At 44.1% G+C, this 21,327-nt stretch carries 17 protein-coding genes; 12 read left to right on the top strand and 5 right to left on the bottom strand.

Annotation, left to right across the window (positions count from 1 at the left end; genetic code table 11):
- The first annotated feature begins 42 nt into the window (after positions 1–42).
- The gene (priA, locus tag ACVBDY_RS02460) at positions 43–2,517 is read left to right on the top strand and encodes a replication restart helicase PriA (protein ID WP_447173881.1); all 2,475 of its coding nucleotides are present in this window, start codon (positions 43–45) and stop codon (positions 2,515–2,517) included.
- Positions 2,518–2,718: 201 nt separating this feature from the next.
- On the opposite strand, the gene ACVBDY_RS02455 is transcribed toward priA, so the two are convergent.
- Positions 2,719–3,408, bottom strand: coding sequence for a LytR/AlgR family response regulator transcription factor (locus tag ACVBDY_RS02455; protein WP_447173880.1), 690 nt, complete (start codon positions 3,406–3,408; stop codon positions 2,719–2,721).
- A 286-nt stretch (positions 3,409–3,694) separates the two neighbouring features.
- On the opposite strand from ACVBDY_RS02455, the gene rpsF reads away from it, so the two are divergent.
- The 7 genes from rpsF to ACVBDY_RS02420 all read left to right on the top strand — a co-directional run bounded on the left by rpsF (position 3,695) and on the right by ACVBDY_RS02420 (position 7,999).
- Positions 3,695–4,033: a 30S ribosomal protein S6 gene (rpsF, locus tag ACVBDY_RS02450; protein WP_447173879.1), complete on the top strand. Its 339-nt coding sequence runs from the start codon at positions 3,695–3,697 to the stop codon at positions 4,031–4,033.
- Between the two features lie 2 nt (positions 4,034–4,035).
- Positions 4,036–4,335, top strand: coding sequence for a 30S ribosomal protein S18 (gene rpsR / locus ACVBDY_RS02445; protein WP_447174367.1), 300 nt, complete (start codon positions 4,036–4,038; stop codon positions 4,333–4,335).
- 13 nt (positions 4,336–4,348) lie between these two features.
- On the top strand, positions 4,349–4,801 hold the full coding sequence (gene rplI, locus ACVBDY_RS02440) for a 50S ribosomal protein L9 (RefSeq protein ID WP_447173878.1): 453 nt from the start codon (positions 4,349–4,351) through the stop codon (positions 4,799–4,801).
- Between the two features lie 84 nt (positions 4,802–4,885).
- Positions 4,886–5,362: a DUF6495 family protein gene (locus ACVBDY_RS02435; protein ID WP_447173877.1), complete on the top strand. Its 477-nt coding sequence runs from the start codon at positions 4,886–4,888 to the stop codon at positions 5,360–5,362.
- 187 nt (positions 5,363–5,549) lie between these two features.
- Positions 5,550–6,926 (top strand): histidine--tRNA ligase, encoded by a 1,377-nt coding sequence (gene hisS / locus ACVBDY_RS02430; RefSeq protein ID WP_447173876.1) that lies wholly within the window; start codon positions 5,550–5,552, stop codon positions 6,924–6,926.
- 142 nt (positions 6,927–7,068) lie between these two features.
- On the top strand, positions 7,069–7,254 hold the full coding sequence (locus ACVBDY_RS02425; protein ID WP_447173875.1) for a hypothetical protein: 186 nt from the start codon (positions 7,069–7,071) through the stop codon (positions 7,252–7,254).
- A 148-nt stretch (positions 7,255–7,402) separates the two neighbouring features.
- A complete protein-coding gene (locus ACVBDY_RS02420) occupies positions 7,403–7,999 on the top strand; it encodes a hypothetical protein (RefSeq protein WP_447173874.1) in 597 nt (198 codons plus the stop codon).
- Positions 8,000–8,004: 5 nt separating this feature from the next.
- Here ACVBDY_RS02420 and ACVBDY_RS02415 read toward each other — a convergent pair whose 3' ends face one another.
- The 4 genes from ACVBDY_RS02415 to ACVBDY_RS02400 form a co-directional block, all read right to left on the bottom strand.
- Positions 8,005–9,999 (bottom strand): tetratricopeptide repeat-containing sensor histidine kinase, encoded by a 1,995-nt coding sequence (locus ACVBDY_RS02415; protein WP_447173873.1) that lies wholly within the window; start codon positions 9,997–9,999, stop codon positions 8,005–8,007.
- 536 nt (positions 10,000–10,535) lie between these two features.
- On the bottom strand, positions 10,536–11,528 hold the full coding sequence (locus ACVBDY_RS02410) for a DUF6929 family protein (protein ID WP_447173872.1): 993 nt from the start codon (positions 11,526–11,528) through the stop codon (positions 10,536–10,538).
- A gap of 95 nt (positions 11,529–11,623) precedes the next feature.
- On the bottom strand, positions 11,624–13,852 hold the full coding sequence (locus tag ACVBDY_RS02405; protein ID WP_447173871.1) for an FUSC family protein: 2,229 nt from the start codon (positions 13,850–13,852) through the stop codon (positions 11,624–11,626).
- A 284-nt stretch (positions 13,853–14,136) separates the two neighbouring features.
- Positions 14,137–14,928 (bottom strand): XRE family transcriptional regulator, encoded by a 792-nt coding sequence (locus ACVBDY_RS02400; RefSeq protein ID WP_447173870.1) that lies wholly within the window; start codon positions 14,926–14,928, stop codon positions 14,137–14,139.
- Positions 14,929–14,993: 65 nt separating this feature from the next.
- On the opposite strand from ACVBDY_RS02400, the gene ACVBDY_RS02395 reads away from it, so the two are divergent.
- The 4 genes from ACVBDY_RS02395 (at position 14,994) to ACVBDY_RS02380 (ending at position 21,244) form a co-directional block, all read left to right on the top strand.
- Positions 14,994–16,208: a DNA polymerase Y family protein gene (locus tag ACVBDY_RS02395; protein WP_447173869.1), complete on the top strand. Its 1,215-nt coding sequence runs from the start codon at positions 14,994–14,996 to the stop codon at positions 16,206–16,208.
- A complete protein-coding gene (locus tag ACVBDY_RS02390; RefSeq protein ID WP_447173868.1) occupies positions 16,208–19,168 on the top strand; it encodes a DNA polymerase III subunit alpha in 2,961 nt (986 codons plus the stop codon). The genes ACVBDY_RS02395 and ACVBDY_RS02390 overlap by 1 nt, the downstream gene beginning before the upstream one ends.
- 288 nt (positions 19,169–19,456) lie before the next feature.
- A complete protein-coding gene (locus ACVBDY_RS02385) occupies positions 19,457–19,978 on the top strand; it encodes an RNA polymerase sigma factor (RefSeq protein WP_447173867.1) in 522 nt (173 codons plus the stop codon).
- A gap of 279 nt (positions 19,979–20,257) precedes the next feature.
- Positions 20,258–21,244 (top strand): FecR family protein, encoded by a 987-nt coding sequence (locus ACVBDY_RS02380; RefSeq protein ID WP_447173866.1) that lies wholly within the window; start codon positions 20,258–20,260, stop codon positions 21,242–21,244.
- Positions 21,245–21,327 lie beyond the last annotated feature (83 nt).

Genomic DNA, 21,327 nt, shown 5'->3' with positions numbered 1-21,327 from the left:
TTATCCGTCACCGGTCACCCGTCCTTTTCATATCTTTGTTGCATGCAACAGTATTTCGTAGACGTTATTCTGCCCATACCCGTAGAAAAACAATTTACGTACCGTATTTCGGAACAGGAATTCCATTTTATACAACCGGGGATGCGGATAGCGGTCCCCTTTGGTAAGTCTAAAATATATACTGCCCTTGCGTACAAACTTCACCGGGATCGTCCGCAATTATACGAAGCAAAGGAAATCCACCAGATACTGGACGAAAGTCCTGTGGTGACGGAAAAACAACTGCAATTGTGGTTCTGGATGGCCGAATACTACATGTGTTCGACGGGAGAAGTCTTTCGTGCTGCCTTGCCGGGCACCCTGCTTCTGGAGAGCGAAACCATTGTACTGAAGAACGAGGAATTCCGGGTATCCGAAGCCACACTTAAAGACGATGAGTGGTTGGTGTATGAAGCATTGCAACACCAGCCGATACTCAAGGTGACCGAGATATCGGCTATACTGGATAAAAAGAATACGCTGCCTGTGCTAAAGCGGTTGCTGGAAAAAGATGTGATACGGGTAAAGGAAGAAATACAGGAGCAATACCGCCCGAAACTGGTCCGTTTTGTTCGGTTAACTCCCCGTTATGAAGAGGAAGACGCATTGCGCGAACTTTTGGACACCTTGAACAGGGCCCCGAAACAGAGAGAAGTATTATTAACGCTCTTCTCACTCTCTGCAACGACCAAAAGACCTGTTAAACTTAAAGAATTACAGGAAAGGTCCGGGGTCTCCGCGGCAGTAATTAAAAGCTTGTCAGATAAAGGAATACTGGAAGATTATCACATACAAACAGACCGGGTTGAATATTCCGGTAAGCCCGTGAACGGTACCAAGGACCTGAACGAATTTCAGGTAAAGGCGCTTTCCGGGATCAAAGAACATTTTCAAACCCGCGATGTCACACTTTTATACGGCATTACCTCTTCCGGTAAAACGGAGATCTACGTAAAACTTATCGAAGAAACACTGGCCCGGGGAAAACAGGTGCTCTATCTGTTGCCTGAAATTGCCCTTACATCCCAGCTTATCCATCGGTTGCAGGGATATTTCGGGGAGAAGGTAAGTGTATACCATTCCAAGTATTCCAATAACGAGAGGGTGGAAGTGTGGAACAACCTGCTTCTGAATTCCCCTAAAGCCCGGATTATCGTAGGGGCAAGGTCTTCTGTGTTTTTGCCGTTTGCCGACCTTGGATTGATAGTCGTGGACGAAGAGCACGAAGTGTCGTTCAAACAATTTGATCCGGCTCCGAGATATCACGCCCGCGATGTTGCCGTGGTACTGGCACGGTTACATGGAGCGAAAACATTACTGGGGTCTGCTACGCCTTGTGTGGAGAGCAGTTATAATGCCAAAATGGAAAAATATGGCCTGGTTGGCCTTACCCGAAGATACGGCAATGTACTCCTGCCTGAAATGGAACTCGTAGATATTAAAGAGAAATCCCGGAAGAAAAGAATGAAAGGCCATTTCTCCGATCGTTTGATAGCGGAGATTGAAGAAGCCCTTTCGGCGGGAGAACAGGTCATCCTCTTCCAGAACCGCAGGGGATACGCACCGGTAATGGAATGCAATACCTGCGGGCATACCCCGCAATGCCCGAGTTGCGACGTGAGCCTTACTTATCACCGGATCAGGAAGCAATTGAGGTGCCATTACTGCGGTTACCACATGGCCCTGCCGGAAAGCTGTGTTGCCTGCGGAAGCAGTGACCTGGATACACGAGGATTTGGGACGGAACAGGTAGAAGAGGAATTACGATCTATTTTTCCACAGGCCAGAACAGGAAGAATGGATTCCGATACGACCAGGGGAAAATACGGCTACGAGAAAATCATCACGGCTTTTGAGCAGCAGGAAATAGATATCCTGGTGGGAACACAAATGCTGACCAAAGGTCTGGATTTCCGGAATGTAACCCTGGTGGGTATTATGAATGCGGACAATCTGCTCAATTACCCGGATTTCCGTGCTTTCGAACGGAGCTTTCAACTGATATTGCAAGTGGCGGGCCGTGCCGGGAGAACGGAAAAAAGAGGAAAAGTACTGATACAAACATACAACCCGTATCACCAGATATTACAACAGGCTTCGATGAATAAATACGGTGATATGCTGGTGGACCAGTTAAATGACAGGAAACAGTTCTTGTACCCTCCGTATTACCGGCTTATAAAAATATCGTTGCGCCACCGTAATTATAACACCGTTCAGGAAGGTGCGGATTGGTTTTCCGGGACGCTGCGAAATTATTTCAGCGCTTCCGGATGGAAAAAAGATCATATACTGGGGCCCGAATCCCCGTCTGTCGGTCGGATCAGGAACCTGTATATAAAGAATATACTCATAAAAATTCCGCCAGATCAAAACCTGAAATCCGTAAAAAGCGGAATATGGCGTGTGCATAAAAGCTTTGCGGCTATTGCTTCATACCGCAGCGTCCGTGTAGCATTTGATGTGGATTGTTATTGAGGTTACAAGTTGCAAGTTTTGGTCCCTGAGCCTCTCAATAAACTCAGGATACCCGCCGGGCGGGCAGGAACTAAAGCCGAAGGGCAGGTCTGGTTAAGCCAAAACGGAGGCGGCTGAGTGTCCCGGACTTTGTTCGGGAGGTATCGAAGCCCCGGGTAACAGATTCCTAAACCGGAGCCTGAAAGGGATTCTTTCCCCCGGTTATTTTCCGAGGATTTCGGCCAGTTTGGCCTTTCGGTTGCGACTTAGAGGAAGCTTGGTGCCGCTGACCTCTACAACACGACTGTTGTACCGGTCTACCTTATCCAGGTTGATGATAAACGATTTGTGTATCCGCATAAAGCGATCCCCGGGCAGTTCCTGCTCAAAAGATTTCATGGTTGACAATACAATGATGCTTTCTTCTTCTGTCACCAGTTTTACATAATCCCCGAGTGCCTCTATCCATTTGATCTCATTCAGGAAAACCTTGTGCTTTTTCAGATTGCTTTTTACGAAGATATAATCATCGTCTTCCTTGGCTGCTGTTTTCAGTTTATGCTTTTCCAGGGCCCTTTTTACGGCTATTTCAAAACGTTCCAGGGAAATAGGTTTGTGAAGATAATCCGTTACATCATAGTCAAAAGCCCTGAGCGCATATTCCGCCTTACCGGTGATAAGGATCACCTGGGGAGGGTCCTGTAAAGACTCCAGGAGGTCAAACCCGGTGATAATAGGCATTTCTATATCCAGGAAAATAAGGTCTATCTTTTTTAGCTTTAACCCGTTTTTCGCCTCTATAGCATTTCCGTATTCAGCTATAAGTTGGAGGGAGGTACTATTCTTAATAAGTCTGGCTACCGCCATTCGCTGAATATTCGAATCATCTACAATTATGCAATTCATCTTCATTGCTGTGCTGCTGCCTTTTGGGTTAAGTTCTTTTCTTCGTACAAAAATTGTGCCGGGAGTATAAACCGATGGGGCGATTCTGTAAAAAAAAGTTTACGTCCGGAGGATCAGGTACTCTATACTAATGAGACAAAAATAATAAACAATTTTACGTTTTTTTTTGCTTTGACACAATTTTAGGTAAAAAAAAGGATAAAATCTCTATTTGAAGAAATATTGCAAATATATTTTTTGTAATTAACTCCCAAAAGAGTACTTTTGCACCCACAAAATAAAAATAATAATTATGTATCATTACGAAACTGTTTTCATTCTTAATCCCGTTTTATCTGAGACCCAGGTAAAGGAAACAGTTAAGAAGTTCGAAGATTTCTTAATTTCCAGGGGAGCGGAATTTGTATCCAAAGAAGATTGGGGGCTTAAAAAACTGGCTTACCCTATTCAGCACAAGAAAAGTGGTTTTTATCATTTGTTCGAATTCAAAGTGGCCGGAGAAATCCTGAATGCTTACGAAACCGAATTCAGAAGGGATGAAAGAGTTATGCGGTTTTTAACCGTAAAACTGGACAAGCACTCTATTGCTTGGGCGGAGAAAAGAAGAAATAAATTAAACCAAAAAGCTTAGGAATTATGTCATCTATCGAACAACAAGCCAAAGGTAAAAAAGACGGGGAAATAAGATATCTTACCCCCCTGAACATTGAAACCAGCAAGGCTAAGAAATACTGCCGATTTAAAAAATCCGGAATCAAATACATCGATTACAAAGACCCGGATTTCCTGCTGAAGTTTGTAAACGAGCAGGGTAAAATTTTACCTCGCAGATTAACAGGAACATCATTGAAGTACCAGAGAAAAGTAGCCGTAGCTGTCAAAAGAGCACGCCACCTGGCTTTGATGCCTTATGTAGCTGATTTGTTAAAATAAAAAAAGGCAGATAATGGAATTAATATTAAAGAAAGACGTAGATAATTTAGGATTTAGAGATGACGTAGTAACCGTAAAAAACGGTTACGGACGTAACTATCTGATTCCTCAGGGTTTTGCCGTTTTGGCTACGCCTTCTGCCAAAAAAGTACTGGCAGAGAACCTCAGACAAAGAGCATTTAAAGAGCAAAAGGTTATTGATGATGCCAAAAAAGTTGCGGATGCCCTTAACAAACTGGAGATAAAAATCACGGCAAAAGCCGGAGCCGGAGATAAACTATTCGGGTCTGTTTCCAATATCGACCTTGCAGAAGCATTGGAAAAAGAAGGACAAGGCGTTGAAAGAAAGTTCATCAACATCAACGGTGGCATTATAAAAAGAACCGGAAAATACAACGCTGTTATCCGGCTGCACAGGGAAGTTATTATAGACCTTCCTTTTGAAGTAGTTGCCGAAGTAAAGTAAGTATTTAAGATATAGATCTTTGAAAGTCGTCTAAAAAGTAATTTTTAGGCGATTTTCTTTTTTGATTTAAAAGCAGACGGAAGTATGAAATACAGGAGACTTACAAAAGAACAACTGGAAGAACTGCACCCGGAATTTATCAATTTTCTCGCTACACAATCCATCACTGCCAACGAATGGGCGAAGATCAAAGAAGAAAAACCCGGAACGGCAGAAGAAGAACTGGATGTATTCAGCGACCTTATCTGGGAAGGTGTCCTGGCCAAAACAGAATACCTGGAAAATATTTCGGCCCGGCAGATGCATCTGTTTTATATGACAGATAAAGAAATGAAACTTATAGCCATAAGAATACTTAATCCGGATATTGACCTTACGACCAAAATAGGTTTTGGCTGGTTTAAGAAACACTTTATGACGGATATGGTAGACATTATGACAGCTACCAAAGCCTATTCTACAGATAAGAACAAAGATAAATTTGAATTGATAGAAAAGGGAGGAGCAATAACCAGGGGAGAATTGTACCGCTGGTTCGATGAAATACTTAAAGAAGAATAAACCCTGCTCCGAATACCCGTTACCGACCTGAACTTTGCGTATGAGGTATTCTGTCATGTTATCAAAAATTAAGATATTTGTCCTTATTAAAATTCCGGAGCCCGAAGCTGTGATAGAGGAGTGAGATGTAGTGTTTTTCAATTTCGGTACGGACAAAAAAGCAAACCAGAAACAATCAGACCATCCAATGGCACAAAAACCAGGCATACCCAAAGGAACCCGTGACTTTTCTCCCACGGAAGTGGCCAGGAGAAATTATATTATTTCCGTAATCCGGAACCATTTCGAACTTTTCGGATTTCAGCCGATAGAAACCCCCAGCTTTGAAAACGCTTCCACCCTGATGGGAAAATACGGAGAAGAAGGGGACCGGCTTATTTTTAAAATACTCAATTCCGGGGATTTTCTCAAAAAAGTGGAGGATAGTCTTTACACACAGAAGGACAGCATACAGCTTACGGGGAAAATTACAGAAAAAGCCCTCCGGTATGACCTTACCGTTCCTTTTGCGCGATATGTGGTGCAGCACCAGAACGAAATAGATTTTCCGTTTAAGCGCTACCAGATACAGCCCGTATGGCGGGCAGATCGTCCCCAGAAGGGGCGTTTCCGCGAATTCTATCAGTGCGATGCCGATGTAGTCGGATCACAGTCGCTCTGGCAGGAGGTGGAATTCGTACAGTTGTATGATACGGTGTTTACTTTTCTCGGATTAAAAGGCGTAACCATAAAAATGAACAACCGGAAGATACTTTCGGGTATTGCCGAGGTCATAGGGGAGAAAGACAAGCTGATCGATTTTACCGTAGCGCTGGACAAACTGGATAAAATAGGAGAGGACGGCGTAAAAAAGGAAATGTTGGAAAAAGGTATTTCCGAAAGCGCTATAGAAAAGGTACGGCCCCTGTTTAACTTTAACGGGACTACCGGGGAAAAACTCGATCGCCTGGCAGAACTTTTAAACACTTCCGAAGAGGGGAGCAATGGTGTAGAGGAATTGCAATTTATTTGTAAAACTATAGAAGAAACCGGGTTACAAACCGCGGTACTCGACCTTGATGTCACCCTGGCCCGGGGACTTAATTATTATACCGGAGCTATTTTTGAAGTATCGGCCCAGGGAGTGGCTATGGGCTCCATTGGTGGTGGCGGACGATATGACGACCTTACCGGAATATTCGGACTTAAAGGCATTAGTGGTGTAGGGATCTCCTTTGGCCTGGATCGTATTTACCTGGTTTTGGAAGAATTGGGCCTTTTCCCCGAAACCGTAACTTCTTCGTCCCGGGCACTGTTCATCAATTTCGGGGAAGCAGAAGCATTGTATAGCATGAAAGCCCTGCAGGCATTACGGAAAGAAGGTATTAAAGCGGAATTATACCCGGATAATACGAAGATGAAAAAGCAGATGCAGTATGCGGATAAACGAGGTATTCTGTTTACAGTGCTGGTAGGAGAAGAAGAAATGGGCAAGGGATATTACACCCTGAAAAATATGCAGACAGGCGAACAAAAAGCCGTTTCCCTGGCAGAATTGACCCGGGAATTGTCAAGCCGGATTTAAGGTTGCGTGCTCATAACCTGCAACTTGAAACTAAAAGTAGTCCGTTCCGAAAAATAGAAATAGCCATAAAACAAATTAAGTTCTGTGTTTAATTTGCTTGTTTATGGCTATTTCATTACCCCAAACATACTAATTCACCGATATGGTCCGGATAAAATTATCCCCTTTTACCCGGATGACCGGTATAGTGTTTTACAAATATACCCCGGTAGTATTTTTTCTGAAATCCCTGATTTCCGGTATTTTGGGAAACGGTATGGCTTCGGAAACGAATAAGAACTGGACTGCTACGGCATTGACACTACATAGGAATGGAAAATCGGGATAAATCATGGTTTTCCGGGATTTTTGAACTGACTGTAGATCTTTATTTTTGACTAAAAGTAAACCCGTTGTGTATGCTGTGTGAATATCGCTAATTAAAGAGTGAAAAATCGGGTAATCATAAAGTGGATCAGGTTTAAAAACAAGTATATATGTACGACCAATTTAAAGCAGACCGGTTCGATGGCACTATTTTACAGGCGCTTGCAAATGATCTGCACACTGCGGGATGGGGAATTCAGGTAGTCTGGAAAAAAGGAACTAAAAAGAAAGATGAATACGGGGAAGGCGTCAATTTCCTGCAATTGGAGAAGGATGGCAAGTGGTTTTTCCGCCAGGTACGAAACAAGGGGTTGGTCCGCTTCGGAAACATGGATAAAGAGGAAGAAACCCTGTTTCTGCAGCTACTGAAAAAGTACAATTTGTATTCCCGCCCGGAATGGGGCCTGGGAATAGCATTGGGTGTCATCTATGCTTTGCTAATATTTTTCCTGGCCTCTTCGAGAGATGAGGAATGGATGAGCATAGGTCTTTTTATAGCCGCCCTGTGCCTTATGTCCTTTCTAACTATAGCGTATTTGCGGTCAAAAGGAGAAGTGCCCGAAGGCTTGTATAAGGTGTCCCTTGTATTCGGAATAGCCGGTTATGTGTTAACTGCCCTTTCTTCCTTACTCTGTCTACCGGTTATGAACAACATTTTTCAGAATTCCTTATACCATAAAGTAAATACAGTAGCCGTACTGCCATAGTTTTTTCAGACGATAGTGCATTGTATGTTAACTGATGTACCTGTCTGCGGGCCGGAATGAATATCCATTTCACCTTCCAGGAGTTCAACCCTGGCTTTCAGGCTGGACATTCCCAGTCCGTTTTTGTGGATGGTGGTCTTCGGGTCAAAGCCTTTTCCGTTGTCTTCTACGGTGAGAAACAACATATCGTCACGTTGTTGTAACTGCACGAGTATATGTGTGGCTTCGGCATGTTTAAGGGCGTTGTTTACCAGTTCCTGGACAATGCGGTATATGGTTACCTGTTTGTCTTTAGGGATGTTGTCGCTGACATGAATGACCTGGCAGGTAAGTGTGAGCCCCGGCCTGGAAATCTTATTGCAGAATTGTTTCACGGCTTCTCCCAGTCCCTGTATATTCAACACTTGTGGCATGAGGCTCTGTGCTATGGTACGAAGTTCGTCTACTGCTTCGTCCATGTGTTTGAGGGCATTGGATACGTTTTTTCTGGATGATGTTTCATCTATATCCTTGACAGCGTTGGACAGCGATAGTTTTATTCCCGAGAGCAATCCGCCAAGGCCGTCATGGAGGTCTTTGGCTATACGGCTCCGTTCGTGTTCTTCCCCGTTTATTGTCGCGTATAAAAGCGATATTTTATGCTGCTGCTGCAAGGTGTCCATCTCCAACTCGTGTACCCGTTTTTGTTGCGCGATAAGTGTTTTCCCTTTTTTATAGTACAGGTAGTACAGTACGGAAATAATAAGTAGCCCCGCCACCGTAATCAATAAAAGCCATATCCCCATTTGATTCCGTACCAGTCGCAGTTCCGCAGCTTCCATTTCGTATTGTAAATGTGCGATCTGTTTTTCTTTCCGGGCACTTTCGTATTGCTTGTCGAGTTCGTGCATGGTTTTGGTGAGCTCCATTTCATTAAGGCTGTCGGAAACTTTTATATATTCTGTGAAATAATTGTGCGATTCCGGGTAGTGATGTAGCCTATATTCCAGTTCTCCGAGTTTTTCCAGTCCCAGCAGCTGGAAGTGAAAATCTTTCAGGTCGCCACCCAGTTGATAATATTCTTCCGCATATGTGAGTGCTTTATGGTATTGTTCCCGTATTTCATAGACATTTACAAGCCCGATGATGGCATTGGACATGTAATGCAGATTTTTAAATCCCCTGGCAATTTTGAGGCTGGAGTCATACAACAATTCTGCTTCCTTGTAATTCTCCCGTTTAAAAGCGAGTTCGCCTTTCAGGTAATACAATTGGGCCATTTGATCTACCGTATCCTTATTGGAATTCAGGATGTTTTCTGCTTCCTTCAGATAGTCTCCCATAGGTTCCAGGCTGTCCATTTCGCTCAGGCATAAAGCTATGTCGAGGTGACGCGTACCGAAGTAATAATTGTTTTTATCCGATTCGCTATGGGTTTCAAGTGCTTTGGTGTAATACTCCAGGGCGGTGGAGTACTGTTTTTTATTGAAGAAAATAACGCCCAGATTTCTATAACTGAGAGCCAGGTTGGAAGTGTCCTTTAATCTCACAAAAAGCGGGATGAGTTCCAGGTACTGTTCCTGTTGTTTCCGGATATCCCCGTTGACGCCGTATAATGCGGCGGCATTAAGGCGGATAAGTCCGCTGAGCTTTTTACCGGCCATGGAAGTATCGGACGCTATGATATTCCGGGCGGTATCCAGGTATTTTTGTGCGTCTTCAAAACGGTACAGGTTGTAGTAAAACCTTCCCAGGTTCCCGTAGATCTTCGTGGTGAGTACAATTTGTTTTTCCCGTTCGGTCAGGGACAGCGCTTCCCGGTAATAACTTTTTATTTCCGTACTGTCGCTCATAGGAAGCCTGTTGGCTAAAAGCATCATCACTGTGGCTTTTGCACTGTCGGAAGTGGCTTGCTGCAACTCCTGGCGAAGGCTATCGGTCACGGAAAGTTCCTGGGACCTGGCACAAAAAAAAGAAAAAAGACAACACAATAGTAAAAACAGAGTAGAAGTGTGGCGCATAGTATGGTTTTGGTTAAACAACAAGGTTAAAACAGATAATAATTAATAAACGGAATTTCCTTTCGAATGGTATGGGAATTTCGATCCTATATGGGGCGATGGAATAACCGTTTACGACATGTGTTACATCATTTACCTGTATAGCGATGCCCGTAACATTACGGAAACCGTATTGAAATTATTGTGAGGGGGAGTACAAAAATAGATTACTTTTTCCGGAGGTGCAACGCCCGGGAGCTTCTATTTCGACAAGTTGTCGTTTTACATGCAGTTTATTGCAGTTATTTTAGCTTTTTTTGGGCCATGAATGTTAATGTGAATTAAGCGTCGAAATTAAACCTTTATAGTTTTCAGGGGGATACGTTGTTACGATTTAGTTACTAAATAACACCTAATAACCGGACTGAAAAACCACAATTAAGTATCTTTAGCCAAAACAAAAATCTGACCTTTAATTCGCATTAATAGCTGTTTTACCATGATTCGTCAATAGCAGCCGGACTTTTCAGAGGGCCTCATTTGGTTTAGTACAAAACTTACCAGCGTAGCAGGGCTTCCAGTAATTCCGAATCCCTTCCCGTATCATTGTCAGTCACGAAAAGAATCTTCAGATTCCGGGAAGAAGCGGTTTCCAGGACGGAAACAGATTCTACCTTTATTTTTAACGGGGTATTGTTTTTGTCTCCTTCGGAGAGCAGAACGCAGGCGGGAGAGTAGTTGTCTTTCAGTTTTGTACAATCTATAATACCGGTAAAGCTACCCAGTATTTCCCCGTCGTCAATGGCGTTGGGTGTATTTTCCACCGATGCGGTAAATACTATTTTATCCTGTCCGGGAATGGCAGTAGCCCCGGAAAATCCGGCTTTGATACCATCTATAGAAGGAAGTTCCAACACGTATATATTAGGTTCGGGATATGCTCCTTTATTTTCCAGGAATTCGAAAAGACCAAAAACAGGATACTCCAGCACTTTACCTTCTCCTCTCAGGAAAAAATAGATCCGGTTTTTTGGGGCTGCAACAGCTTCTATATTAAGTTCCCCGCCTTCGGGTATATGGCGGCTCCTTATGATGTCGTAAAAGGATGTCAGAGAAAAGGTACTTATTTTATTCCTGTTTTTCACATCCACCTGTACCATGATGTCCCGTTGAGGAGATTTGGAACCGGAGCCGAACAAGTATAATTTATTGTTGACGATCTCCATAGCCTCAAAATCAGGTTTTTCCGGTTTCGGAATGATCTCACCTTTAGACAATGGGGTATAGCGGAAGACAGAAATCCTGGAAATGGGTTCGTATTTGCGGTTGAACCGGAACAACCACGGAGAATTGTCACCGGTAATAAAAACCTGGTCCTCGGTTACTGCTGTCCCGGATGCCGATGGTACCCCGGGAAGTGCCTGACGATGCGTAATTTCACATTCGACAGCGGGTCCTGAACATGCAGAAGATACAATGGTGATAAGAAAGAAATATAAATTTCTTTTACGGATCATTAGATTTGTATTTATACCGGATATAGGTTTCATATACTCATTTTTTTGTTCCCGGAAGCATTGATGATCAATTTAAGGGTTGAAGCTCTGCTTCCGATGACTATCTGGATTTCAAATCCATAAGTGGTTTAATTACTGATTTTTTGAATGTCCCGTACCGCTTTGACAATGTTTTCAGAAAGATTGGTCAGCCCTATCAGATGTTCGATGATCAGCTGTCCTTCTTCCATTTTCAGTTTAAAGCTATCGTCATATACCCCGTTGGATGCCATGATTTCCTTTTCCCGTATCTCTTTCAGTTCGGTAAAGCGCAGTTTCAGCATTTCTTTTACTTCCACAGTATCCACGGAAATATTCTGCTCTTCTTCTTTGAGAAGCCGCATGGCGTTGTCCAGGTTATTTATAATGGCCCCGGTAATGACGTTGAAGGCTTCCGAAGCCTTTGTCGTTTTGCGGGATTGGATAAAAGCTCCCATAGAGGCCGCAGAAGATAACAGGGTATGGTTAAGCACTACGAGCGCGTAGTATTGTCCCAGTTGTTTCTGCCTGGACTTAGGCTCCTGTGTCATCCGTTGAAAAGAGGCCATCAGGTTGCCGATCTCTATAAAAGCGTGTTTTCGGGCAAGGCGGTAAGGCAGGGGGACTTCCCCTTTCTGATTATAGAAAACGGAAATTTCCTGAATATAATCCCTCGTGGCTTTTATGGAATTCTTGAGGAACGTAGGCAGGCTCAGGAACTCCCAGGAAGGCCACAGGAAATGATTGGCAGTGAAGGCCAGTGTGGTACCGATGAGGGTATCCGCGATCCGGAACAGGATGACGTCCCGGATGTCGGGGGTGAGCATACCGTAAACAAAGATGACATACAAGGTAATAAAAGTGGCCCCTATAGGATAATTTCGCTGAGAAAAGGAAAACCCGAGCACCATACAGGTCATGGCCAGTATGCCGAGAACGGTGCTGTTGTGCACAACGGAAATGATCCCGAAAGCAATAACTCCCCCGGCAAGGGTGCCGATGGTCCGGTGAAAGGACCGCTGCTTGGTGAGTCCGTAACCCGGACGCATGATCACCACTATGGTGAGCAGTATCCAGTACGTATTTTGTATGGGCAATACATTACCTATCAGAAAACCAACCACTATCGTCAGCGTAAGCCGCAGGGAGTGCCGGAATATGGTAGAAGAAAAACTGAGGTTTTGCGTCAGGGTGATAGGAGCGTAGTGGATGGGTGTCAGTAACTTTTCCAGTTCCCTGTCCTTCCGTTTCAGGTCCTGCGGATTTATAGCGTGGGTAAAGGTGTATTCCACAACCTTAATTTTTTCCACCTGTTTTTCCACGTAATTGAACATGTTTGTCAATACCAGTACCTCATCGGTGGTACGGATATCGGTATTTGTTTCCGTTTCATAACGATCTATGGCCTTTTTAAAAGATTCCAGGTCTTTGAACGGATGATGGACGGAAGTGTATTTTTTTCTCTTTTCCACACGCTGTCCCAACTGGTTCAGCAGGGCTGCCAGGTTAAATGCCAGGTGCCTGTACGCATTTAATACATACGGATGTTTGCTGAAGGTCTGGTGCAGTTTTTCGTGGTCGAAAGAAGTGGCCATAGCCAGTTCCAGGATCTCTACCAGTTCTATATGGGCAATAAGCAATCTCCTGTTCTGGTTGGAAGAGCCTCCCTTGGTGCGGTTGCGTATCAGGGTTTCCCGGAGATTTTCATGAATGTCGTTTAATTCTATCTGTAGATTGAGCAGTTTTTCCGTAATCTTATCCCTGTTGGCATTAGTATCCCATAATCGCCCCCGTAGTTTCAGGTATTTGGAAGTCAGTAAAATACACTCGGCCATTTGAAGTTCTGCATACCTGTATGGCCTTATGAAATAGAATAACATGGAAATACACAGGTAGAAAAGCCCCCCGCCGATCATTAAGCCGGCATGTTCCAGGAGTGTCCACCCGGTATAATTGTGACTAAAAGAAAGGGACATGGCCAGCAACCCGGAAAAAGAGACCAGGGTAGCCCGGTGTCCGTAAACCGCTATCATGGAAAGGAAGAATACCAACAGGATAAGCACGGGATAAAATATCCAGTAGCTTATCGTAGCGAGACTGATGAGCACGGTACTGCCCGTGGCGATCAGGTTGGAGGCCAGCATACCGTTTACCCGGTGACGCAGGTTGCCGGGAATGTCACTGATAAAAGTGAATAATGCCCCTAAAGCCACCGTGAAACCAATACTGAAAAGATCCAGGTAAGAGAATAATATAACCGGGGTGGCAGCGGCTAGGGTTACTTTTACTGCCCTGATAAAGTCGGTACTTTCTAAGAATTTCTGGAGCTGACGATTCATATTCCGGATTGCTAACGACAAAAGTAAGGATAACGTAGAGATTTATTAAGAAAATACGTTGATTTAAAGTAGTGTTGATGAGTCCGGAGTTTTGGAACGGGGTGATTTTTTTGTCACGGATTCACGGATGTTTTTTGTTCGGAGTTGTTCCGATGTAATGATCCGGTTTTGTACCTGAAAAGTACAGTTCCGCTGAATTTACAGAAATATGATCTCCTCTTGAAAAAACACCGGGAGAAACGATTAAATACCCTAATTAACTCCTAAACTAAAAGACTCCCGGACTACAATAACCGTTTGCGTATTTCCTTGAGTTCCGATTTTATTTCTTCGGCCCAGGTTCCCAGGTTATTGGAAGGGATGTCAAATTCTCCGGATATTTTACTGACTACCTGCCATATTTCTTTTACTTCTCCGGCATTGGTGTCAATGACAGGGTATTCCGGGTTTATGGAGATAAGTCGTAGTTTTTCCACCGAGATCATCACTTTTTTTACAACTACGGTATCGGGGAGAACCACTACGTATATCTGGTTTTCCTTAATGTCCGACAGTTTTTCCTCCGCACGGGCAATGACCCATTCACCGGAGTGCAGTACGGGATACATACTGTTACCTTCTACCTGGAATCCCCGGTAAGACGCATTGCGGTATTCCGGCAGGGGCAGGTCGAAAGCGGGGAGGGATTCATACCATTCGGGATCCTGCAGATTGTGTGCGTATCCGGCGGAAGCCTTGATGTTTACCAGTACGATATTTTCGTTTTCGGACGAATTCAACGTTACTACTTTTGGCACTATGTTTTGTTCCGTAGGCCGCAGGTATTTCTGTTCGCTTTTACCGAACAGCCATAGGGGATTGATCCCGAATTGTTCGAGCAGGGCGGCGACCACTTCCCCGGAAATCCGGGTCTTTCCTCTTTCGATATCTGCCGTGGAATTCCTGATTCCCAGGCATTCCGCAAAAGCCTGTTGTGTCAGGTCCAGTTCCTGGCGAAGCATTTTAAAGCGTCGTATTTCGGTATTTAAACTTTTGGACATAAGGCAAATATAGGCTATAAATTGGAAAATGTCCATAAATTTATTGGATTATTTCCTTTTATATGGAAAAATTCCATAAATTTGGAAAAATTCCTGGAAGTATGAACCGGACAATCCTGCACCTGGACCTCGACACATTTTTTGTCTCCGTAGAGCGATTGCTAGACAGTCGTCTCAAGGATCGTCCTTTGCTGGTGGGGGGACTCAGCGATCGTGGTGTAGTGGCCGCGTGCAGCTACGAGACCCGCACTTTCGGCATACACAGCGGTATGCCGATGAAACTGGCCAGGGAATTGTGTAAAGAAGCCACGGTGATCCGGGGAGATGCCGCTACATACACCAGGTATTCCGGGGTAGTCACCGAACTGATCCGGGAGAATGTGCCCTTGTTCGAGAAGTCCAGTATAGATGAATTCTATGCCGATCTTTCGGGAATGGACCGTTTTTTCGGAACTTATCGCTATGCTTCCGGGCTCCGGCAGAAAATTATCCGGGAGACCGGGCTGCCGATATCTTTCGGGCTTTCCGTAAACAAGGTGGTATCCAAGGTCGCCACCAATGAGGCCAAGCCCAATAACCAGATACAGATAGAGCTCGGGCGGGAGAAGCCTTTTTTAGCCCCATTATCCATCAGGAAACTTCCCATGATAGGTGACAAGACCTACCTCACTCTGCGTAACCTCGGGATAAAGCAGGTGAAGACCTTACAGGAAATGCCGGGGGAGATGCTATACCGTGTGCTGGGCCGTAACGGACTCACCATCTGGGAACGCGCAAACGGTATAGATACCACCCCGGTAATTCCTTTTTCCGAACGAAAATCCATTTCAACCGAACGTACTTTTGACCGGGATACCATAGATGTACACCTGTTGCGTACACTACTGGCCGCCATGACGGAAAACCTGGCCTTTCAGTTACGCCGGGGAGAGAAACTCACGGCTTGTATAAACGTAAAGATCCGGTATTCCGATTTTCAGACCTATTCCAAACAGTTGAAAATCCCGTATACCAGTGCCGATCATATACTCATTCCCCGAGTAATGGAACTGTTTCACCAGTTGTATAACCGCAGGCTGCTCGTGCGCCTTATCGGGGTGAAATTCAGTCACCTGGTACATGGCAACTACCAGATCAACCTTTTTGAAGATACCGAAGAAACCATACGCTTGTACCAGGCTATGGATAAGATCCGCCTGCGGTACGGAGACCGCAGCGTTACCCGGGCCTCGGCCTTAGGCGTGAAGACCATAGGAAGAATGACCAATCCTTTTAACGGACAACCTCCAACCATTTTAGCACATAGAAAACAGTAATGTATTTAAATTGCCACACTTATTACAGCCTGCGCTTCGGTACGTTTTCCGAAGTGGAGCTCCTGCAACTGGCCCGTGAAAATCACGTAACACAACTGGCCCTGACCGATATTAACAACACTTCCGCCTGTCTTAATTTTATACGTAAAGCGGAAAACCTGGATATAAAACCTATTGTAGGAGTGGATTTCAGGAACGGAACGGACCAGCAATTTGTCGGAATAGCTAAGAATAATGAAGGATATACAGCACTTAACGGTTTTTTATCCGAACATCTGCATGCACACAAAAATTTTCCCGGGCGGGCCCCTGTCATTCCGGAGGTGATGATTGTTTATCCACTGAAAAAGGTAGAACAATACCAGTTTGAGGATTTCCGGGAAGATGAGTATATAGGGGTTTCTGTCCAGGACCTGCGAAAACTGCCCTTATCTGCATACCGGCATTTAAAAGATAAACTGGTAGTCCTGCAACCTGTGACTTTCCGGAACAAAAAAGATTTCAATGCTCACCGGTTGTTGCGGGCCATAGATAACAATACCCTGCTCAGCAAGCTGTCCCCCGGAGAAGTGGCTTCGGAAGAAGAGAAGATGTACCCCCCGGAAAACCTGTACAAGGCTTTCGGGGAATATCACTTCATCCTGGAAAACACAGTCCGCCTGATGAAGAAATGTCATGTTTCCTTTGATTTTTCCACAGCAAAGCAGAGCAGCAATCAGCAAACCTATACCGGCGATAAGGCCGGGGATGAGGAATACCTTCTGGAGCTTTGTATGCAAAATATCCGCTACCGTTATCCGGACGATCAGAAAATGGCCCTGGAACGCCTGTACCGGGAACTGGAACTTATCAAACAAAAAGATTTTGTCTCCTATTTTCTCATTAATTATGATATTGTAGATTATGCCAGACAGAAAGGGTATTTCCACGTAGGAAGGGGAAGCGGGGCCAACAGTATCATAGCATATTTACTGGGAATCACGGATGTAGACCCGCTGGAACTGGATTTGTATTTTGAACGTTTCATCAACCTTTTCCGCAGCACGCCCCCCGATTTTGATATCGATTTCTCCTGGCGGGACCGGGATGATGTCACGAGATATATCTTTGAACGTTTCCCTAATGTAGCCTTGCTGGGGACATACGTTACCTTTAATTACAAGGGAGTGGTGCGGGAACTGGGCAAAGTGTTCGGGTTGCCCAAAGAAGATATCGACCGCCTTAGTGAAGGCAGTTACAATCCGTATGAATTGGACCAACCTTCTCAGCTTGTTTTGAAATACGGGAAACTCATTCAGGGAATGCCCAGTTATATCAGTGTGCATTCCAGTGGAATTCTCATAAGTGAAGTCCCTTTAAATACTTTTTCAGCTACCTTTTTGCCCCCCAAAGGATATGCTACGGTACAGTTCGATATGCATATTGCCGAGGATGTGGGATTATATAAATTTGATATTCTCGGCCAGCGCGGACTGGCCAAGATCAAAGAGACCCTGGAAATTATCCGGTATAACCGTCCGGATGAACCACACCTGGACATCCATGATGTCAATCGGTTCAAAAAAGACGATAAGATCCATAATATGCTGGAAAGCGCACAGTGTATGGGATGTTTTTACGTGGAGTCGCCGGCGATGCGGATGTTACTCAAAAAGTTACAGGTAGACAATTACCTGGGACTGGTAGCTGCCAGTTCCATTATCCGGCCGGGGGTGGCTAAAAGCGGGATGATGCGGGAGTATATTCTGCGGCATCAGGACCCTAAACGTGTGGAACAGGCGCATCCCGTTCTGCTCAAGATCATGCCGGAAACTTATGGCGTGATGGTATACCAGGAAGACGTGATAAAGGTGGCCCACCACTTTGCGGGACTTACCCTGGCCGAGGCGGATGTACTGCGAAGGGGAATGAGTGGGAAATTCCGTTCCAGGGCAGAATTCGGGGAAGTAGAAGATAAATTCATAGCCAATTGCCGGCAGAAAGGATATGGAGACGAATTGATCCTCGAAGTCTGGAAACAGATAGAGAGTTTTGCCGGGTATGCCTTTGCCAAAGGGCATTCCGCTTCCTATGCTATAGAAAGCTATCAGAGTTTGTTCCTGAGAGCCTATTATCCGCTGGAATTTATGGTGGCCGTGTTGAATAACGGAGGAGGGTTCTATCGCCCCGAGATCTATATACACGAGGCCCGGATGCTTGGGGCTACGGTCCATGTTCCCTGCATTAACTACAGCCGCATGGAAACCAGGATATCCGGAAAGGATATTCATCTCGGTTTCGGGTACCTGAAAGACCTTGAAGACCGGGTGTGTTATCGTGTACTGAAAGAAAGAGACAAAAACGGAATTTTCACATCCCTGGAAAACTTTATGGATAGGGTCTCCATAAGTGTGGAACAACTGGCCATATTAATACGCATCGGGGCGTTCCGGTTTACGGGTATGGATAAATACGAACTGTTATGGCAGGCGCATTTGCGGCAGGGAGTGGTGCCGGGAGAAGAAGAACAGTACAGATTGTTTAAGGCACAGCAAAAAGAGTTTACCGTACCTGTCCTGCAAATCAGTAAACTCGAAGCCGCGTTTGACCAACTGGAACTTCTCGGGTTTTGCCTGAGCAGTCCTTTTGAATTGTTACAGGAAAAACCGAGGAGCAATAAAGGAGCACAGGACCTGAAGTACACCGAGGGCAGGTATATAGATATTTACGGATACCTGGTAGCGGTAAAAAAGACGCAGACCCACAAGGGAGAAGAAATGTTTTTCGGCACTTTTATAGATCATTACGGGGAAGTGTTTGACGTGGTTATCTTTCCCCCGGTAGCCAGGAATAACAGGTTCCGTGGAAAGGGGATATACCGTTTGTACGGAAAGGTGGTCAATGAGTTCGGGTTTTTTAGTATAGAAGTAGTTAAGATGCGAAAAGAAGATTATATCCGTGATCCGCGGTTTGAAAGCTAAGATCATCAGGGAATTTTTGCATGTTGTGAACCCTAATTCGAATGTGAAGATGAAAAAATGAAAATAAGGTTAATATTCTGTAAATTTTAGAAGATAACGGAAGGAGACGAAAGCCGTTTTTTGTTTGTAACCTTATAATAAACAATGTCTTTTTATTCAGTTTGTTTTGGTTATGTAAGAAGTCTTTTACATTATATTAAAATTCAAATAGTAACATTCCGTTAACGGTAACAGAACGGGGAGCCTTTCTTATATTTCTAAATTAGAGCTGCAATTTTTTTTCAGGGAATGGCATCTAAAAACGAAATATTTTTCAAAAAGTTGTTTGAAGAAACACATGGTAAAGCTTTTAATTTTTTAAAAGCGTTGAGCAAAGATGAAAATGTTGCTCATGAAGTTGTTCAAATGTCTTTTATAAAAATATGGAAGAATATTGAGAAGTTTAAAAAACATCCCAATCCGCAAGCCCTGGTATACATAACTGTAAAAAATGTTTTCCTGGATGAAATGCGCAAACAAAACAGGCTGAATACTGTGTTAACTTCCATTGAAGAAAACGAATATCTTAATCATACCATCGCTGATGCAGGGGAAGATAGTACCATAGCGGGAGAGACTTTCACCGAGGTGCACCGTGCAATAAAGAAATTACCGGAGCGTCTACAGCGTATTTACACCTTATATCAGTTCGAAGAATTGACCCCGGTGGAAATTGCCGATACCTTGCAACTGTCTATTACTACCATAAGGACAAACATAGAAACCGCTAAACTATTTCTTAGAAAAGAACTTGGGAAGTTCCGGAATTAGCGGGAACAGATGTAGTTGAAAACGGGGAATGAATAATCATTTTGCAGCCTCCCGATAATCATTGGGGATGGAAAAAGTTTAAACGAGTTCTATATTGGAAAAACAAGCGCCGATGAAAAATATTCCGGTTTTTGCCTGTGTTTTAAATCAACAATTCCAGATTTCCCGGCTAATTACAGGCCTGTTTTCTCTCTGCTTAACCCAAACTTTATCCCGTCGTAACATTAATTTCATTTTCTAAATGACCTTCCGTCGTTCTACAGATGAATCAAGAGAACAATGGATTATAAATTACTAGAAAAGTATTGGAAAGGAAAATGTTCTGCCGAAGAAACGGAAAAGGCAGAAGAATTTCTTCGGGACAATCGATCGGAGGCAGATGTCTTATTGCGAAAGGAATGGGATCATGCCCCCGGACCTATTTCAGGTAAAGATTCCCAAAGTATCCGGGAAGCGGTTTTTGCTTTTGTAAAAGAAGATACGGGTAAAGTAAGGCGCCTTTCCGCATCCGGATTTAAAAAATCGTTGATGGTCGCTGCTTCTTTACTGCTGCTTCTGGCTGTAGGAAGTGTGGCTTATTTTATGTATCAGCCTGCAAACGGACAATGGATCGTAGTAGATAATGCCAGGGACACGGCAAGAGAAATAGAACTGGCGGACGGAACAAGAATATGGCTGAAACCCGGTTCTTCCATATCCTATTCGAATGAGTTCGGCGAACAGGAAAGAAATATAAAGCTGGTAGGAGAAGCTTACTTCGATGTAGCCAAAGATTCTTTAAAACCCTTTCAGGTACGAACGGATAATATTACCACCAGGGTGCTTGGTACCATGTTTAATATTAAAGCCTATGAATTTGAAGAAAATATTCAGATCGTCCTGACCGAAGGCTCTGTGAGTGTAACGTTCAAAGATGAAGAGACCGAAAGGGAAATCGCAAAAATGCACCCGGGAGAACTGCTGAACTTCGATAAGGTAAATAACAATACCAGTGTAGATGCCATAAGAAACAGTGGAGAAGAACTGTATAAAGGGAACAAGCTGGTGTTTTACAATACTACCGTACGGGAAGCCCTGATCAGAATATCCCGTACATACGGACTGGAGATAGACATGAACGCTTTATCCGCAACGGATATGGAGAAGCATGTTTCCGGAGTATTTCACAATACAACACCCGTAGATGCAATACAAAGAATTCTGTTTATCCATCATATGGTACTGGAACAAAAGGATGGAAAACTATTGGTTAAGAGAAATAACTAATACATAGCCAATAAAAAAGCGTTGCTACCAACAACGCTTTTTTCAAGATATGCAAAGACATTAATAACAAAGATCGATCGGAA

It is taken from the genome of Sinomicrobium halophytocola (assembly GCF_052983395.1).
The sequence above is the reverse complement of the archived record's forward strand: the minus strand, read 5'-3'. Positions and strand labels throughout refer to the sequence as shown.

Excerpts from the sequence above, each read along its gene's own strand:
- priA (WP_447173881.1), top strand. The coding sequence starts at position 43 with ATGCAACAGTATTTCGTAGACGTTATTCTGCCCATACCCGTAGAAAAA.
- ACVBDY_RS02455 (WP_447173880.1), bottom strand. The coding sequence starts at position 3,408 with ATGAAGATGAATTGCATAATTGTAGATGATTCGAATATTCAGCGAATG.
- rpsF (WP_447173879.1), top strand. The coding sequence starts at position 3,695 with ATGTATCATTACGAAACTGTTTTCATTCTTAATCCCGTTTTATCTGAG.
- rplI (WP_447173878.1), top strand. The coding sequence starts at position 4,349 with ATGGAATTAATATTAAAGAAAGACGTAGATAATTTAGGATTTAGAGAT.
- ACVBDY_RS02435 (WP_447173877.1), top strand. The coding sequence starts at position 4,886 with ATGAAATACAGGAGACTTACAAAAGAACAACTGGAAGAACTGCACCCG.
- hisS (WP_447173876.1), top strand. The coding sequence starts at position 5,550 with ATGGCACAAAAACCAGGCATACCCAAAGGAACCCGTGACTTTTCTCCC.
- ACVBDY_RS02425 (WP_447173875.1), top strand. The coding sequence starts at position 7,069 with ATGGTCCGGATAAAATTATCCCCTTTTACCCGGATGACCGGTATAGTG.
- ACVBDY_RS02420 (WP_447173874.1), top strand. The coding sequence starts at position 7,403 with ATGTACGACCAATTTAAAGCAGACCGGTTCGATGGCACTATTTTACAG.
- ACVBDY_RS02415 (WP_447173873.1), bottom strand. The coding sequence starts at position 9,999 with ATGCGCCACACTTCTACTCTGTTTTTACTATTGTGTTGTCTTTTTTCT.
- ACVBDY_RS02410 (WP_447173872.1), bottom strand. The coding sequence starts at position 11,528 with ATGAAACCTATATCCGGTATAAATACAAATCTAATGATCCGTAAAAGA.
- ACVBDY_RS02405 (WP_447173871.1), bottom strand. The coding sequence starts at position 13,852 with ATGAATCGTCAGCTCCAGAAATTCTTAGAAAGTACCGACTTTATCAGG.
- ACVBDY_RS02400 (WP_447173870.1), bottom strand. The coding sequence starts at position 14,928 with ATGGACATTTTCCAATTTATAGCCTATATTTGCCTTATGTCCAAAAGT.
- ACVBDY_RS02395 (WP_447173869.1), top strand. The coding sequence starts at position 14,994 with ATGAACCGGACAATCCTGCACCTGGACCTCGACACATTTTTTGTCTCC.
- ACVBDY_RS02390 (WP_447173868.1), top strand. The coding sequence starts at position 16,208 with ATGTATTTAAATTGCCACACTTATTACAGCCTGCGCTTCGGTACGTTT.
- ACVBDY_RS02385 (WP_447173867.1), top strand. The coding sequence starts at position 19,457 with ATGGCATCTAAAAACGAAATATTTTTCAAAAAGTTGTTTGAAGAAACA.
- ACVBDY_RS02380 (WP_447173866.1), top strand. The coding sequence starts at position 20,258 with ATGGATTATAAATTACTAGAAAAGTATTGGAAAGGAAAATGTTCTGCC.